General features: G+C 62.4%; 10 protein-coding genes. 6 read left to right on the top strand and 4 right to left on the bottom strand.

The window, feature by feature from the left end; genetic code table 11:
• Positions 1-175 precede the first annotated feature (175 nt).
• Positions 176-940 carry an SDR family oxidoreductase gene (locus ACP146_RS13440; RefSeq protein ID WP_422367271.1) on the bottom strand — a complete coding sequence of 255 codons (765 nt, stop codon included), beginning with the start codon at positions 938-940 and terminating at the stop codon, positions 176-178.
• A 193-nt stretch (positions 941-1,133) separates the two neighbouring features.
• On the opposite strand from ACP146_RS13440, the gene ACP146_RS13435 reads away from it, so the two are divergent.
• Positions 1,134-2,099 carry a LysR family transcriptional regulator gene (locus ACP146_RS13435; protein WP_422367270.1) on the top strand — a complete coding sequence of 322 codons (966 nt, stop codon included), beginning with the start codon at positions 1,134-1,136 and terminating at the stop codon, positions 2,097-2,099.
• A 215-nt stretch (positions 2,100-2,314) separates the two neighbouring features.
• Complete coding sequence (locus tag ACP146_RS13430) at positions 2,315-3,931, top strand: Na/Pi cotransporter family protein (RefSeq protein WP_422367269.1); 1,617 nt, start codon at positions 2,315-2,317, stop codon at positions 3,929-3,931.
• Positions 3,932-3,945: 14 nt separating this feature from the next.
• Here the strand turns inward: ACP146_RS13430 and betC are convergent, their stop codons facing one another.
• The gene (gene betC / locus ACP146_RS13425; protein WP_422367268.1) at positions 3,946-5,460 is read right to left on the bottom strand and encodes a choline-sulfatase; all 1,515 of its coding nucleotides are present in this window, start codon (positions 5,458-5,460) and stop codon (positions 3,946-3,948) included.
• A gap of 194 nt (positions 5,461-5,654) precedes the next feature.
• Here betC and ACP146_RS13420 point away from each other — a divergent pair, with 194 nt between their 5' ends.
• Complete coding sequence (locus ACP146_RS13420; RefSeq protein ID WP_422367267.1) at positions 5,655-6,692, top strand: LysR family transcriptional regulator; 1,038 nt, start codon at positions 5,655-5,657, stop codon at positions 6,690-6,692.
• Here the strand turns inward: ACP146_RS13420 and ACP146_RS13415 are convergent.
• On the bottom strand, positions 6,652-8,211 hold the full coding sequence (locus ACP146_RS13415) for a trimethylamine methyltransferase family protein (RefSeq protein WP_422367266.1): 1,560 nt from the start codon (positions 8,209-8,211) through the stop codon (positions 6,652-6,654). The two genes, ACP146_RS13420 and ACP146_RS13415, sit on opposite strands and share 41 nt — an antisense overlap.
• Positions 8,212-8,438: 227 nt before the next feature.
• Here ACP146_RS13415 and ACP146_RS13410 point away from each other — a divergent pair, with 227 nt between their 5' ends.
• Positions 8,439-10,859, top strand: coding sequence for a GcvT family protein (locus ACP146_RS13410; protein ID WP_422367265.1), 2,421 nt, complete (start codon positions 8,439-8,441; stop codon positions 10,857-10,859).
• Here the strand turns inward: ACP146_RS13410 and ACP146_RS13405 are convergent.
• On the bottom strand, positions 10,840-11,886 hold the full coding sequence (locus ACP146_RS13405; protein WP_422367264.1) for a LacI family DNA-binding transcriptional regulator: 1,047 nt from the start codon (positions 11,884-11,886) through the stop codon (positions 10,840-10,842). The two genes, ACP146_RS13410 and ACP146_RS13405, sit on opposite strands and share 20 nt — an antisense overlap.
• Before the next feature lie 268 nt (positions 11,887-12,154).
• Here ACP146_RS13405 and hisD point away from each other — a divergent pair, with 268 nt between their 5' ends.
• On the top strand, positions 12,155-13,471 hold the full coding sequence (gene hisD, locus ACP146_RS13400) for a histidinol dehydrogenase (RefSeq protein ID WP_422367263.1): 1,317 nt from the start codon (positions 12,155-12,157) through the stop codon (positions 13,469-13,471).
• Positions 13,468-14,724, top strand: a complete 1,257-nt coding sequence (locus tag ACP146_RS13395) for a DegT/DnrJ/EryC1/StrS family aminotransferase (RefSeq protein WP_422367262.1) — start codon at positions 13,468-13,470, stop codon at positions 14,722-14,724. Before hisD ends, ACP146_RS13395 begins: the two co-directional genes overlap by 4 nt.
• The last annotated feature ends 104 nt before the right edge of the window (positions 14,725-14,828 follow it).

The following is a 14,828-nucleotide window of genomic DNA, read 5'->3' as shown; positions in this document are numbered from 1 at the left end:
GCACCTCTCTGCCTGTCAAGCGTTGTATATACAACTTGATCTGTCCTGACTGTTGGTCGTTGTCAGGCGAACGGTCGAAGCAACAGTTTTGCCGCGTAGAGTTGTGTAGACCGCCCGGCTATCCCGCTCGGGAGGCATGCGGCCGATATTTCAGCAAAGTCTTGAGTTTGACAGGTCAGATGGAAGCGAGGTAACCGCCGTCGACGAAGACAAGCTGCCCGGTCACGTATGTGGAAGCCGGAGAGGCGAGATAGATCGCCGTGCCGATCAGGTCCTCCAGTTCGCCGAATCGTTTCATGGGGATTTTCGCCAACATGGCGCTGCGCCACGCCGCATCCTCGTAGAACACCTCCGTCAACTCGGTGCGGAAATAACCTGGGCCGATACCATTCACACGGATGCCGCTCGGCGACCATTCGCTGCTGAGGGCACGCGTCATGCCGAGCATGCCGGACTTTGAGGCGGTGTAGGGCACGGCGGTCGGAACACCGACGGCGGAGGCGAGGGAACAGGTGTTGATGATCGTACCCGGTTGCCCGTGTTCCAGCAGCCTCGCGGCAAACTGCCGGGCGACAAAGAAGGCACCTTTCAGGTTGGTGTCCAGGATGCGATCCCAGAGGACTTCGTCGACCTCCACGGAGGGACGCACCTCTTCCATTCCCGCGTTGTTCAAAAGCAGGCTTGCACGTAACCCGGCGGCGTCCATTTCGGCGAAGAGACTCTCAATACTCGCGACCTCCGCGACATCGGCTGTGAAGACGTGGCACCGCCGTCCCGATGCCCGTACCGCCGCTGCGGTGTCGGTGAGTGCAGCGGCAGAGCGCGCGGTTATGACCAGATCCGCGCCCGCCTCTGCAAATCCGATTGCGATCGCTTTGCCGATGCCGCGGCTGGCGCCGGTGACCAGCGCCAGAGCCCCATCAAGATTAAACCGATTCACCTTTTTCCCCCTGTTGCACCAGATCCGGCCCCGCTTGACGTCTGAAGGCGGGGACTCGAAGCGATCCCCAAGTTGCGGATCGTACCCCACCTCCGGCCGCTGCGCAGCCGCTTGGCCGGCCGGCGATAGACATTCTCTGTATCTCTGTGAGACAATAACAGTATTGATAGAATCTATTTCACGGGCAGACGGTATGACGGACTATCTGGCGCGCGACGCTTTCGGAGACCTTGATTGGAATTTGCTACGCACCTTTGTGGTCATTGTCGATGAGGGCAGTATCACGCGGGGCGCAAACCGGCTGATGCGCACCCAGCCCACCATCAGCAGCGCCTTGAAGCGGTTGGAAGACCAAGTCGGCCGGCGCCTGGTCGAGCGCGGCGGCGGCCGCTTCGCCCTGACCGAGCACGGTGCCGTTCTCTATCGGGAGAGCCGAAAGGTTCTGGACACCCTGGGTCAACTCGGCGGCTTGCTCAGCGATGCCGATCAGGATGTTGCCGGCGCGATCCGGATTGCGACCGTGAGCTATGTCGTCTTTCCGCCTTTCGATGAACTCCTGGGGCGCTTCCACCGGCGCTACCCGGCGGTCACTTTCACTCTGGATGTGATGCCGAGTGTCGAGGTGATCCGCACCGTGCGGAACGGACTCTGCTCTTTCGGCATCTGCCTGCTTTCGCACCAGCAACGCCGCCTGAACACATCGGTCCTGTTTCGCGAGCAGTTCGGATTCTTCTGCGGGTCGAGTCATCCGCTTTTTGGGCGCAGGGACGTGACTATGGATGAGATGCGCGACAGCACCTATGTTTCCTTCAAGACCGATCAGTTGTCGGATGCGCTGCACCCGGTGGCCGATCTGCGGCGCAGCCACCAGTTGGGCGAGGAACCGACAGGTGTCTCCTCTAACCTGGAAGAGGTGCGCCGAATGATCATGGCCGGAATGGGCATCGGCTCATTGCCGGTCCATGCCATGGAGCGGGATGTTCGCGACGGTCGCCTATGGCAGCTTCCGCCGTATGTCGATCTGCCGGCCGTCGATGTGCATCTGGTCACCAACGACCGCACCCGCTTGGACAGAGGTGAGCAGATTCTTTTGACCATGATCCGCGACTACATCGAAAGCGTGGACCCGTCGGAGCGCTCGTTTCCGCAATCGGATTGAGCGCCGAAGTCGGGTGTTGTCTGGGTATGCTGTGCGGGCAGTCACCTCTTCGGGCCCGATCTACCGGCAAAACGAACGCCTTGGCTGCCTCCAATAGCTCCCTTAGTATTAGGAGGCGCTTTAGGATTCGCATCGGACAAGAGAGTGAGAGGTGGTTTGAGCATCGCTGTGCCTGGAGTTCGCGAAGTCTATGGTGGTAACTGCGAGGCTGGGTGATGGAAACGCTGCTGGCACTTCTCGGCGCTGTTGCGCTTCTCGTCTGGGGCGTTCGCACCGTAAGAACGGCTCTTGAGCGGGCTTTCCCTACCCAACTCGAACGCGCGCTGAAGAAGATTGCGGGCAACCGCCTGTCCGCCTTGGGCTTCGGCGTTGTGACGGCCGCGGCCCTACAGTCCGGGACTGCCGTCGTCACCATGGTATCGAGCTTTGCGTCGCGGGGCAGGCTCTTGGCGGCACTCGGTCTTGCAGCAGCGCTGGGTGCCGATGTCGGCTCGGCGGTCGCGGCGGTGGTCCTTTCGCAGAATGTTGCGGCGCTTTCGCCGCCACTCATCATGGTCGGCGTCGTGGTCTTTATGGTCACCTCCGGCAAGACCCACCGGAACCTTGGCCGCTTTGCTCTCGGTCTCGGTTTCGTACTTCTGGCTCTCTCGCTCATCTCCGGCGCGACGCAGGAATTGAAGTCTTCGGAGACCGTCTCGCTGATCCTCGCTGCCTTGGGCGAAGACCTTGCTCTGGCCGTCCTGGTCGGTGCCTTGCTGACACTGGCGACTTATTCGAGCCTGGCCACCGTTCTGCTGGTCGCCAGCTTTGCCGCCGAAGGTTTGATCGGCATCGAAGCGGGTTTCGCACTGGTCGTTGGGGTCAACCTGGCTTCCGGTACCCCGGCCTTGATCGCGAGTTGGAGTGAGGATTGGGAAGGGCGAGTCATCCCACTGGGGAACCTCGCTCTGCGAGTCCTCTGCGCCATAGCGGTTGCTCCCTTCGTGGTTCAGCTGACGAACCTGGCTGCGGCGACGGGGCTGGCGGCTGATAACCTCGTGGTGTTTTTCCACCTGCTGTTCAACGCTGCCCTGGCGTTGCTGTTTCTGCCCTTTGTCGAAACGATCTGCAAAAGGATCGCCCGGATGCAGCCGGCGGCCCCGGTCACGGATCAAGTCGACCTGGGCGTGCCGATCTATCTTCAGGAAGCGGACCTGGAGCGGCCGGACAGAGCCCTCGCCGCTTGCTCGCGCGAAGTGCTGCGGGCGGCCGAGACGGTACACCAGATGCTGAACGACACCATCGAGGCCTTTCGCGACAAGCGGCTGGTTCCTTTGATTCGGGAGCGCGACGAGATCGTCGATTCCCTGCACCGGGAGGTCATCCTCTTCGTCGCCTCGATTATGCGGGAGCGCTTGACCACCGAACAGGCCGCCCGGGCGAGTGCGATCTTCGAGTTCAGCACCAATCTCGAGCACATCGGCGACATCGTCGATCACAACCTGATGGACCTGGCGCGCAGCCGCAAGCTTGCGGAGACCGAGTTTTCACCGGAAGGCTGGGCCGAGATACTCGATCTTCATGAAGGCCTGGTCAGTAACTTCAGGCTGGCGCTGGATGTGTTTCTGACCGAGGACGGAGAACTGGCCGAGCAACTGCTCATCGAGAAGCGTCGTTACCGGGAGCGGGTGGACCGCTCCAACCGGCAGCACTTCAAGCGGCTCAACGAAGGCCGGGTGGAATCGATGAATACCTCGGTTCTGCACCTGGACATTCTGCGGGACTTTCGCCGGATCAATTCTCATCTCTCGACCGCGGCCTATCCGATTCTGGAGCCCCGTCCGGCCCACTGACAGGGCCAGCGCGGCTATGTCTTCGGATAGCGGGCTTCTTCCTCGACGACGTTCAAGTCCATGTGGTTACGCATGAAGCGCTCCGCAGCCTTCGGGTCCGGCTGGTGGTCCCACGGCCGGTAGCGTCCCTGGCGCAGAGCCTCGTAGACAATCCAGCGGCGCGCCTGACTTTCGCGCACCTCGGTATCGAAGCGCTGCATGTCCCAACGCTGGCGGACCTGATCCATGAAGGCCGCAACCCGTTGCGCCTGAGTTGGATCTTCCGCCAGGTTGGTCAGTTCCTGGGGATCTGCGTCGAGGTCAAAGAGCTGTGGCGGGTCCAACTCACAGTGATTGAACTTGAAGCGGCCTTCACGGATCGAAACCATTGGGGCGTAGGACGCCTCCGCGGCATACTCCATCAGCACCGGTGACTGGCGGGTTATCCCCTGCGTCAGCGGCAACAGAGACTCGCCGTCCAGTCCGGCAGTAATCGTGTCTGCCGGAACCCCGGCCAGGTCGATCAAGGTGGGGGCGATGTCGAGTGCCGAAACGGGCGTGTCTGTCCGGCCGGCTTCGAAGCCCGGTCCGGCGATCATCAAGGGCACCCGGGCGGAGCCGTCAAAGAAGCTCATCTTGAACCACAGGCCGCGCTCGCCCAGCATGTCGCCGTGATCGGCGCAGAATAGCACCACCGTGTCATCGCTCATGCCGCAGCGCTGCAGGGTATCGAGCAGGCGTCCGATCTTGTGGTCGAGATAGGAGATGTTGGCAAAGTAGGCGCGGCGCGCGCGGGCGATCTGTGCCGGCGTGATATCGAAGCGCCGAAAGTCGTTGGCCTCCAGTATCCGTTTGCTGTGCGGATCCTGCGCCTCAAAGGACAGCGCCGGCACATCAGGCATCAGGGCCGGGCAATCCTCGTAGAGGTCCCAGAATTCCTGCCGCGCGACATAGGGGTCGTGGGGGTGGGTGAAGCTGACGGTGAGACACCAGGGGCGGGGATCGCCGCCTCTGGCCAGGCGATGAATCTCAGCCTCTCCGTGGAAAGCAACCTCGTCGTCGAATTCGAGCTGATTGGTGATCTCGGCTACGCCCGCGCCGGTGACCGAGCCAAGGTTGTGGTACCACCAGTCGATCCGCTCACCTGCTTTGCGGTAGTCGGGGGTCCAGCCGAAATCGGCCGGATAGATGTCGGTGGTGAGGCGCTCCTCGAAGCCGTGCAGTTGGTCGGGCCCGACGAAATGCATCTTGCCGCTCAGCACCGTGCGATAGCCGGCGCGCCGCAGGTAGTGGGCGAAGGTCGGCAGACTGGCGGGAAACTCCGCGGCGTTGTCATAGACCCCGGTCCGCGACGGCAGCAGCCCGGTCATGAATGAGGCCCGGGCCGGCAGGCAGAGCGGGCTCGGTGTGTAGCAGTTCGTGAAGCGCAGCGCCCGGGCGGCCAGGGCCTTAAGACTGGGCGTATGCAGGAAATCCGCCGGCCCGTCCGGACAGAGCGTTCCGGTCAACTGGTCGACCATCAGGATCAGGATGTTGGGCTGCCGGCTCATCTCGCGCTTTCCCTCTTGAACTTGGACCGCTGCAACGCGGGTTTCTCCACCTACCAGCCGCATTGTGGGTGCCCAAGCCCTTTTCGACCCTTTGCCCAGCGGCCTGTTCTGGCTTCAGAGAGACCTCTGGCTCCAGGGGCGAGGGGTGATCTATGATTAAGCTGAGTTTATGAAGGGCATAAGTTAACCTGAACATGAATGATGATCGGATGGCGATGAACCCGGAAGCCCCTCTTGACGTCTCCCTGAGAGCGCTGCGGGTGCTGGTGGCCGTGGACGAAACGGGTTCCATGGCCAAGGCGGCGGAGCGGCTGGGTGCCAGCGCCGCCGCGGTGTCCCAGCAGATCGCCAACCTGGAGGGTTTTGCCCGTACCCGCCTGCTGGACCGCTCGGAGCGTCCGATCCGTCCGACCCCGGCAGGGGCGCTGCTGCTGAGCCACGCCCGCAAGGTCCTGATGGCCGTGGCCGAAGCCCAGGCGCAGATGATGGAACTCAATCTGTCCTCTCTGCCGCAGCTGCGCTTTGCGGTCATCGACGACTTCGATGCCTCCATCACACCCCGCCTGATCAATGCTCTTCATGGTGCTCATCCGACGACCGCTTTCAGTGCCGTGTCCGGTCGCTCCGACTTCATCACCGACCTCTTCGTGCGCCGGGAAGCGGATCTCGCAATCACCGGCCTGCCGCCGGAAGATCCGTCCAGCTACGATGTCTTGCCCTTGCTGACGGAGACCTTTGCTTTGGTCGTTGCGAAGGGCGTGCTCGACAAGGACACTGCCCCTTTACCGCAACTGCAGCAAAAGCCCTTTGTGCATCACAATGAGAAGATGCCGATCGGGCGCTTGGTGGAGCAGCATCTGCGCCGCCATCGTTTCTCTGCGGAGCGCCGCTTTTCTTTCGAGGCATCCCGCTCGATCCTCGCCATGGTCGCCATGGTCGGCGGCTGGACCCTTGGAACGCCCCTGAACATCCTCGATTCCGCACGTTTTGCGGCCGAAGTAGAGGTCTTGCCGTCGCCTTTCACCCGTCTCTCGCGCTCGGTCTATCTTGTGACGCGACGCGGCGAGCTGGGAGAACTGCCGGCGAGGGTCGCGGCGCTGAGCCGGCAACTGCTTGAAGAGTCGGTAGCCTCCGGTCTCCGCGAGTTCCCGGAAATGCCGTCGAACCTCTTCGAGGTTCTGTCCGAACCGGTCACTGCCGCTGCATCCGCTCCCGCGGCAGCAGGATGTTGAAACGCTCGCGGATCACAGCGTCGGCTTCCGGCGCAATATAGACCGGGTAGTGGGTTGAGAGAATGTCGTCACAGCGAGTCCTGGCGCGTGCCATTAGATCGCTGGCGCCAGCCTCTGCCCAGGTCGCGGGTTCGCTGCGGTCGGCGAGGCTCGGGTAGAAATAATCGCGCTGCATCGCGGCCATGGTCTGCGCGGCGCCGAGGAAGTGCCCTTCGCCGGCGACGGCCTCGCGGATGGTTTCGAAGCCCAGGGTTTCCTCCGTGACCTCGATGCCGCGGATGGCGCGATGTACATGGCTCAGCATTTCATCGTCCGCGACAAAAGCTTCGAAAGAAACACCCAGCAGGCTCGCCATCATGCCGGATGACTCATAGATCATGTTGGCGCCGCCAAGCCCGGCGGCGAGGGCGGAAAGCGCCTTTTCCATGCCCATTTGCGCGTCTACGGCCTTGGCATCGGACATCGAGCAGGCGACTCCGCAGGGCAGGCCGAGGTGGCGGCTGATCTGGCCGGAGGCGGCGTTCATAACAGAGATCTCGCCACCGCCGCCGCAGAACGCACCTGTTCTCAGATCAATGACCAGGGGCCAGTTGGAAAAGATCATCGGATAGCCGGGGGCGAAGAGGTTCACCAGGATAAGCGCCGCCAGGGTTTCGGCGGTCGACTGCACCAGAAAGCCGGCGGGTGTGGCCGGCGCGGTGGCGCCGGACATGGCGGCGACGATAACGTTGATGGGAACGCCGAGGCGGATGCACTCCAGGGTAACGCCGACGGCATCCTCGCCGTAGCGGAGGGGTGAGATGACCGGGCTGATATGGGCCTTGCAGAAAGGGCGCTTGCAGAAACGGCCGCTGCCGCCCAGCGCCATGTCGAACATCTCGATGACCGGTGCCACATAGTCCGGCAGGGTGAAGGAGGTGCCGACGGGCTTGGTGGTCCCGGCCAGCAGTGCGTAGGCGGTGTTCACGTCCAGATCGAAATTGTCGGGAATGTCGGTCGCCACGCAACAGCGTGTGAACCAGCTCACGTTGGCCAGGGTGTCGATCAGGCGGGTGAAGTCGTAAAGATCCTCAAGGGTTGAGGGCCGGTAGAGACCGGTTTCGCGGTCGAGCGTCTGGACCGCGGCGCCACCGGTACCGAAGTAGACTCTATCTCCGCCGATCTCGAAGTCATGGCGCGGGTCGCGCCCGTGATAGACGAAACGTTTGGCGGCTCCGTCGATGATGTCTTCGACCATGGTGCGGGGAAAACAGAGCCGATCCGTAGCGTTCAGTTCTGCGCCGGCGTCAAGGGCCCTTTGCCGAACAACAGCGGGCACGTCGCCCATGCCGATTTCCGCCAGCACCCGAAAGGCCTCATCGCAGATCGCTTTCAGATCGGCGTCGGACAAGGGCCGGTAGCTGCCGCCGGGCTGGCCGGGCGGGCAAGGGTCGACCTCCGCCTCCGGCGCAGAGCGCGCGGCGACACGGGCGGCTCTCCCGCGACCGCGCCGACCGATCCTGGTTTCTTCAGAGGTCATGGCCTGGTTCTCCTGCGCGCCGGTTGTTGAGGCGCCGTCATTCAGTCTGCCTGAATTGGCACTCGATCGCAGGTCCTCAGCCTGGACGTTAAGGAAAATCGAAGCGGCCGCCATGATTTTCCTTAACGAGCGATTTTCCAGTTAATTCAGCCTCTTCCGTCGCGCATGTTGAGAAGAAGTTGAAGGAAGTTCGGCTGGATCGGGCCTTTTTGGGAGTGCTTGAGACCATGAAAACGCAGGCCCGGGTCGTGGTGATCGGCGGCGGTATCGGCGGCTGCAGCGCGCTCTATCACCTCACGCAAGAAGGCTGGCAGGACGTGGTTTTGGTGGAGCGTGACGAACTGACGTCGGGCACCACCTGGCACTCTGCGGCCCAGGTCACCAACTTCGGCGCCAACCAGGTCATGATCGGGCTGAAGAGCCATTCGATCCGGCTCTACAAGGAACTGGCCGATGACCCGGACTATCCGATCAACTACCACCACGCCACCGGCGGCTTGCGCTTGGCTGCCACCCAGGACCACCTTGACGGCTATCGTCACTTTATCTCCTTGGCCAAGGGGATGGGGGTCGACTTCGAGCTTCTCGACCCGGCGGAGTGCAAGCGCCGCCATCCGCTGATCACCACCGACAGCCTTCTGGGCGCGCTTTGGGACCCGCTCGACGGTGATATCGATCCGGCCCAGCTCTGCCAGGCGCTGGCGCGGCGCGCGCGCAAGGCCGGCGCCGAGGTCTATCGCCACACCCCGGTAACGGATCTCACTCAGCAAGCGAACGGCGAGTGGATTGTCCATACCGACAAAGGTGACATCCGTTGCGAGATGGTCGTCAACGCCGGCGGATACCGCTGCAACGAGATCGGCGCGATGATGGACGTCGAACTCCCGGTCGCCTCGATGGAGCATCAATACCTGCTGACCGAGCCGATCCCGGAGATCGCGGCGCTGGACTTCCGCGTGCCGCTGCTGCGCTGCCCGACCGACGACTTCTATTCCCGTCAGGAGAAACAGGGCCTGCTGGTCGGTTTCTACGAGCAGGGCTGCAAGACCTGGGGGTTGGACGGCATCGATCCGAATTTCACCAATGCGCTCTGTCCGGATGACCTGGACCGCTGCATCGATACCATGGAGGGAACCTTCAGGCGTCTGCCCTGTCTGACGGCGGCTGGTATCCACTCCGTCATCAACGGACCGATCACCTACACGCCGGACGGTTTGCCGCTGGTCGGCAAGATACCGGGCAAGCGCAATGCCTGGTGCATCACTGGTCTGCGCGCCGGCCTGGGCGAGGGCGGCGGCCACGGCTGGCTGCTGGCGCAGATGATGGTGCAGGGCGAGGCCTGCTACGACACCTGGCCGCTCGATCCTCGGCGTTTCACGCGCCATGCCACGGTGGACTACACCGCTGTGAAGGCAGTGGAGGATTATCAGAACGAGTTCCGCTTTCACATGCCGCACGAGTACCGGCCGGCGGGGCGAAAGATGAAGACCACGCCGCTCTATTCCGCCCTGGAGGAACTGGGGGCTGCCTTCGGTGTGGTGAACGGCTGGGAACGGGCACTCTACTTCAAACCAAATCCGGATTTCGAAGAGCGGCACTCCTTTCGCTTCAACAACACCTTTGATGTCGTCGCCGAGGAAGTGAGAGCGGTTCAGAATGCCGTTGGCATCATGGAGGTCTCAGGATTCAATCGCTATGAAATCATGGGCGAGGGTTTGGATGACTGGCTCGACGGTATCGTCTGTTCGCGGCTGCCGGCGCGAAGCGGCAAGGTGTCGCTGACCTATCTGCTGAACGAACAGGGCAATATCAAAGCCGAGGCGACCATCGCCCGACTGGGGTCCGGCCGGGTCTGGTACGGCTCCGCGGCCGCTGCCGAATACCACGACCTTGACTGGCTGCGCGAACGGCTGCCTTCAGACGGCTCGATCCGCATTACGAATCTGACGGATGATTTCACCATTCTGGTTGTCGCCGGTCCGCGCAGCCGCGATGTGCTTAGGGGCGCGGCGCCGGGAACGGACTGGTCGCCGCAGGGCTTTCCCTGGTTGTCGGTGCGCCCGGTCGCCATCGGTGCGGACGAGGTGATGGCCATGTCGGTTTCCTTTTCCGGAGAGTGTGCCTGGGAACTGCATGTTCCAAACGAAAAGCTCTCTGTCGTCTTTGCGCGTCTTTGGGAGGCGGGCAAAGCACATGGCATGAAGCCCTTTGGGCTCTACGCCACGGAGTCCATGCGTCTGGAAAAAGGGTTTCGTCATTGGAAAGCGGATCTGATCACCGAATACAATCCGCTGGAATCCGCACTGGACCGTTTTGTGCTTCAGGACAAGGACTTCATCGGAAAAGCCGCCCTTGAGCGCATGGCCGCTGCGGGCCCCCGCCGTTGCTTCGCCTCGATGACCATCGATACAGCTGTATCACCGGCTCAGCCGGGCGATTCTGTTCTTTCCGACGGAAAGGTGGTCGGCAGTGTCACCTCGGCCGGTTGGGGGCATCGCCTCGAAGAAAATATCGCTCTGGCATTTGTCGATCCGCCCCTTGCTTGGCAGGGTAGCCGGCTTGATGTCGAGATCTTGGGGGAGAGGGTGCCGGCGCGGGTCGGTGAAATCTGCCGCTATGATCCCGCGTTCAAACGTGTCCGCGGTTGAGCCCTGGTGTCGGCCGCGGCTGACCCGTCGACTTGCGCACCACGAGCGTGGTTTCCAAGGGGCGGGGGGCGACCACCCGCTCGCCGCGCAGCTGGGCCAGAAGGTGATGGGCGGCCTGCCGGCCCATCTCTTCGCGTGGTGTGCGGACCGTGGTCAGCGGCGGGCTCGTCTGGCTCGACAGCCATATGTCGTCGAAGCCGGTGATGGATACGTCGTCAGGGACGGCAATCCCCATGTCCCGAGCCTCAAAGAGCGCACCATAGGCATGGGGCTCGGAGCCGCAGACCACGACCGTCGGCGGTTCCACTGCCGACATCAGAATGTGGAAGGCGTCCCGCCCGGCATCCGCCTCGAAGGGGCGCTGCAGCAGATGGTCCGGTTCCAACGAGAGGTCGTGTTTGGCAAGGGCTTTTCGGACACCGGCAAGGCGGGCGCCGGCCCGGTCGTTCTGCTCGATGAAGCCGGAGATCATGCCGAAGCGCCGGTGCCCAAGGGACACCAGATAGTCGACGAGATGACCGGCTGCCGCAGAGTTATCGAAGCCAACGCAGTGTTCTTCGCGGTCGCCGCTGGATACCCAGGTCAGGACATAGGGAACGCCCTGGCGCTCGATTTGCCGGTAGATGTTGGGGTCGCGATGTCCGCCGACCAGCAGCAGTGCATCGACTGGGCTTTCCAGAAAGTTGCGGATGTGGGTGCGCTCGTGTTGCTGATCGTATTCCGAGCAGGCCACGGCGACGGTGTAGCCGGCGCTGCCGATCTCTTTCTGAAAGGTCTCCAGCGGGCCGCCGAAGAGCATGTTGTCGAGGGAAGGCAGGATGGCGCCGATCATGCGCGAGCGCCGCGATGCCAGGGCGCGGGCGGACCCATTGGGAACATAACCCAGTTGCTCGATGGCTCTTTCGATGCGCACGCGCTTTTCCGCGCGTACCGACTGGGGTTGGTTTATGCAGCGCGAAACCGTCGCCGGGGAGACGCCTGCGGCCTGGGCCACGTCATCCAAGGTTGTGGTCTCTCTGCGGCTCAATTTGAAAGCCCTTCCATTTTCGTTCTGCCGTTGCTGCCGGACTGGCCGGAAGTTGGCTATCAAGCGCCTGATTTCAATAGTTTCTGCTGTGATGCTAATGGGTAATTTTATTATATTCCAATGGCTAACCGGCATAACAACCTTGCCGGTTGACTCTATGCTAAACTATGTGATCTTTTCATGAAAAGGGCGTTATTTGAAAGCGCTTTCATGGAGGCTGTGACGCAGGTTGCAGTGTTCTGCGGCTTGGAACGGGATTAGATAGGCGATGGGAGAGGTTTACCTGAAAAGGGCCCCCGGCGGTGTCGAGGCGATCGGCTCCAAGGCAACGGAAATCGTTGCGGAGATGCTGGCCGAACTTGATGCGGGCGGAGAGGCCAAAAGCAGGGAATACGCGAAGAAGCTGGATAGCTGGGACGGTGACATCCTGGTGCCGGACGATTGGTTCCGCGATGCGGAGGCTCAGCTTCCCGAATCCATCAAAGATGATCTGCGGTACGCTCACGCCCGGGTGCGCGATTTTGCCCAACGCCAGCGGGACTCCCAGCAGGAGTTCGAGGTCGAGCTGCTGGACGGCCTGATGACCGGTCAGCGGCTTATTCCCGTGACCACCGCCGGGTGTTATGTGCCCGGCGGGCGCTATGCCCATGCCGCTTCGGCCATCATGAGCGTTTGCACCGCCAAAACGGCCGGGGTCGAGAACGTGGTGGCCACCTCGCCGGCAAAGGGCGACGAACGTATCCACCCGGCAATCCTCTATGCTATGAAGCTTTCCGGTGCCGACCATGTTCTCGCACTCGGCGGGGTGCAAGGTGTTGCGGCACTGGCTTATGGACACTTCACCGGGTTTCCGGCCGACATCATCGTCGGGCCGGGCAACAGTTTCGTCGCTGAGGCCAAACGCATGCTCTTCGGCCGCGTCGGCATTGATGTGATCGCCGGTCCGACTGAATCGATGGTCGTGGCCGACGACAGCGCCGATGCAGCGATTGTCGCGGCTGACCTCGCCGGTCAGGCCGAACACGGACCTGACTCCCCCGTCTGGCTGGTCACCACCAGCCGCCGGCTTGGTGAGGAGGTGATCGAGCTGATGCCCGGAATCATCGACGCTCTTCCCGGCCTCTCGGGTCAGTCGGCGGAGGCGGCCTGGCGGGACTTCGGCGAAGTCATCCTGACCGACACCCGGGAGGAAGCCTGCGCCGTCTGCGACCGCTACGCGCCGGAGCATCTGCAGGTACAGGCGGAAGATCTGGACTGGTGGCTGCGCTCCCTCAAGAATTATGGTTCACTGTTTCTCGGTGAGGAGACGACGGTGGCCTTCGGCGACAAGTGCTCCGGACCCAATCATATTCTCCCCACCAAGGGGGCCGGGCGCTACTCCGGCGGTTTGAATGCGCAGAAATTCGTGAAAGTGCTGACCTATCAGCGCATGACCCGCGGCGCTTCCCGCGGTGTTGCCCAGGTCGCCAGCCGGATTTCCCGTCTGGAGGGAATGGAAGGCCATGCCATGACCGGCGACGTCAGGTTGGCCAAATACTTCCCCGACGAAAGTTTCCAACTGGAGCCGGAGGCAAAGGCGCAATGACTTCTCAGGATCGGCAATCGGAGACGGGAGGCACGGTTTTCCGTGGCGACCTGAGTGCTCCGGATCCGATCCCGGAGGCGGGCATTGAAGCGGCTGTGAAGCTGCTGCGCGACGGACGCCTGTTCCGCTACGGCGAAGACCGCAACAGCATTCCGGAAGCGGCTCTGCTGGAGCAGGAATTCGCCGGCTACATGGGCAGCAAGTACTGTGTTGGTCTGAACTCCGGTGGCTGCGCCCTGTTCGTCGCCTTGAAGGCCGCGGGCGTCGAGCCGGGTGACAAGGTTCTGGTCAATGCCTTTACCCTGGCCCCGGTGCCGGGATCTATCGCCCATGCCGGGGCCGAGGCCGTGCTGGTCGACATCGACGATCGTTTCGTGGTCGATCTTGACGATCTCGACAGAAAGGCGGCAGAGAGCGGCGCCCGCTACTTCATGCTGTCGTACATGCGCGGCCACATTCCCGATATGGATGCCGTGATGGCGATCTGCGCGCGTCACAACCTGGTTTTGATAGAGGACTGCGCCCATACCATGGGGGCCGGCTGGGACGGCCGCCTGACCGGCAGTTTCGGCAGGGCCGGCTGCTTTAGCACCCAGACTTTCAAACATATCAATTCCGGCGAGGGCGGCCTTATCGTGACGGACGATGAGGATCTGGCGGCACGCGCCATCCTGCTCTCCGGCAGCTACATGCTCTATGCCCAGCATCGTGCGCGCCCGCCGTTGGAAGTCTTTGAGCGCCATCACTACACCACGCCGAACTGCTCAATGCGCATGTCCGGCTTGGTCGCGGCCCTGTTGCGAACTCAACTGCCGCTGCTCGACGAACGCAATGCGCGTTGGCGGCAGATTTACGAGGTTCTGGCCGAGAACATGGCCGATATCGACGGTATCACGCTGCCCCGGCGCCCCGAGAAAGAGCAGTTCGCCCCGAGTTCTCTTCAGTTCTCGGTCACCGGCAGTGACCTCGGCGATGACGAGATTGCCGTTTTCGCTGCCGAGGCTGCCGCACACGGCGTTCATATCAAATGGTTCGGAGCACCGGATCCCGTGGGCTTTACCAGCCGCCACGATCACTGGCGCTACCTGGGCGCGGCGGCGGGCAATGCGCTCGACAATGCGGACCGGGTTCTGCATCGGCTTTGCGACATGCGTTTACCGTTGTGGCTGGACGAGGACGACTGCAAAACCATCGCGGCAGTGCTGCGTGAGGCCATGGCGAAAGCCAAGGCCGCCGTCAGGCAGTGCGCTTAGGATGGGCGTTTGAGGAATTCCGGCCGGGAAGCCGGGAAAGAAAGGCGGACAGACCGGGAAGTCGGTTCGTCAGAGTTGGCAAGTGAATGGGGGACGGCCCGGGC

Origin of the sequence: Pelagibius sp., from assembly GCF_965249265.1 — a bacterium.
Taxonomy (GTDB): domain Bacteria; phylum Pseudomonadota; class Alphaproteobacteria; order Kiloniellales; family Kiloniellaceae; genus Pelagibius.
The sequence above is the reverse complement of the archived record's forward strand: the minus strand, read 5'-3'. Positions and strand labels throughout refer to the sequence as shown.

Bases quoted from the DNA above. Each gene is read 5' to 3' on its own strand.
- ACP146_RS13430 (WP_422367269.1), top strand. From the start codon at position 2,315: ATGGAAACGCTGCTGGCACTTCTCGGCGCTGTTGCGCTTCTCGTCTGG.
- ACP146_RS13410 (WP_422367265.1), top strand. From the start codon at position 8,439: ATGAAAACGCAGGCCCGGGTCGTGGTGATCGGCGGCGGTATCGGCGGC.
- ACP146_RS13420 (WP_422367267.1), top strand. From the start codon at position 5,655: ATGAATGATGATCGGATGGCGATGAACCCGGAAGCCCCTCTTGACGTC.
- ACP146_RS13395 (WP_422367262.1), top strand. From the start codon at position 13,468: ATGACTTCTCAGGATCGGCAATCGGAGACGGGAGGCACGGTTTTCCGT.
- ACP146_RS13415 (WP_422367266.1), bottom strand. From the start codon at position 8,211: ATGACCTCTGAAGAAACCAGGATCGGTCGGCGCGGTCGCGGGAGAGCC.
- betC (WP_422367268.1), bottom strand. From the start codon at position 5,460: ATGAGCCGGCAGCCCAACATCCTGATCCTGATGGTCGACCAGTTGACC.
- hisD (WP_422367263.1), top strand. From the start codon at position 12,155: ATGGGAGAGGTTTACCTGAAAAGGGCCCCCGGCGGTGTCGAGGCGATC.
- ACP146_RS13435 (WP_422367270.1), top strand. From the start codon at position 1,134: ATGACGGACTATCTGGCGCGCGACGCTTTCGGAGACCTTGATTGGAAT.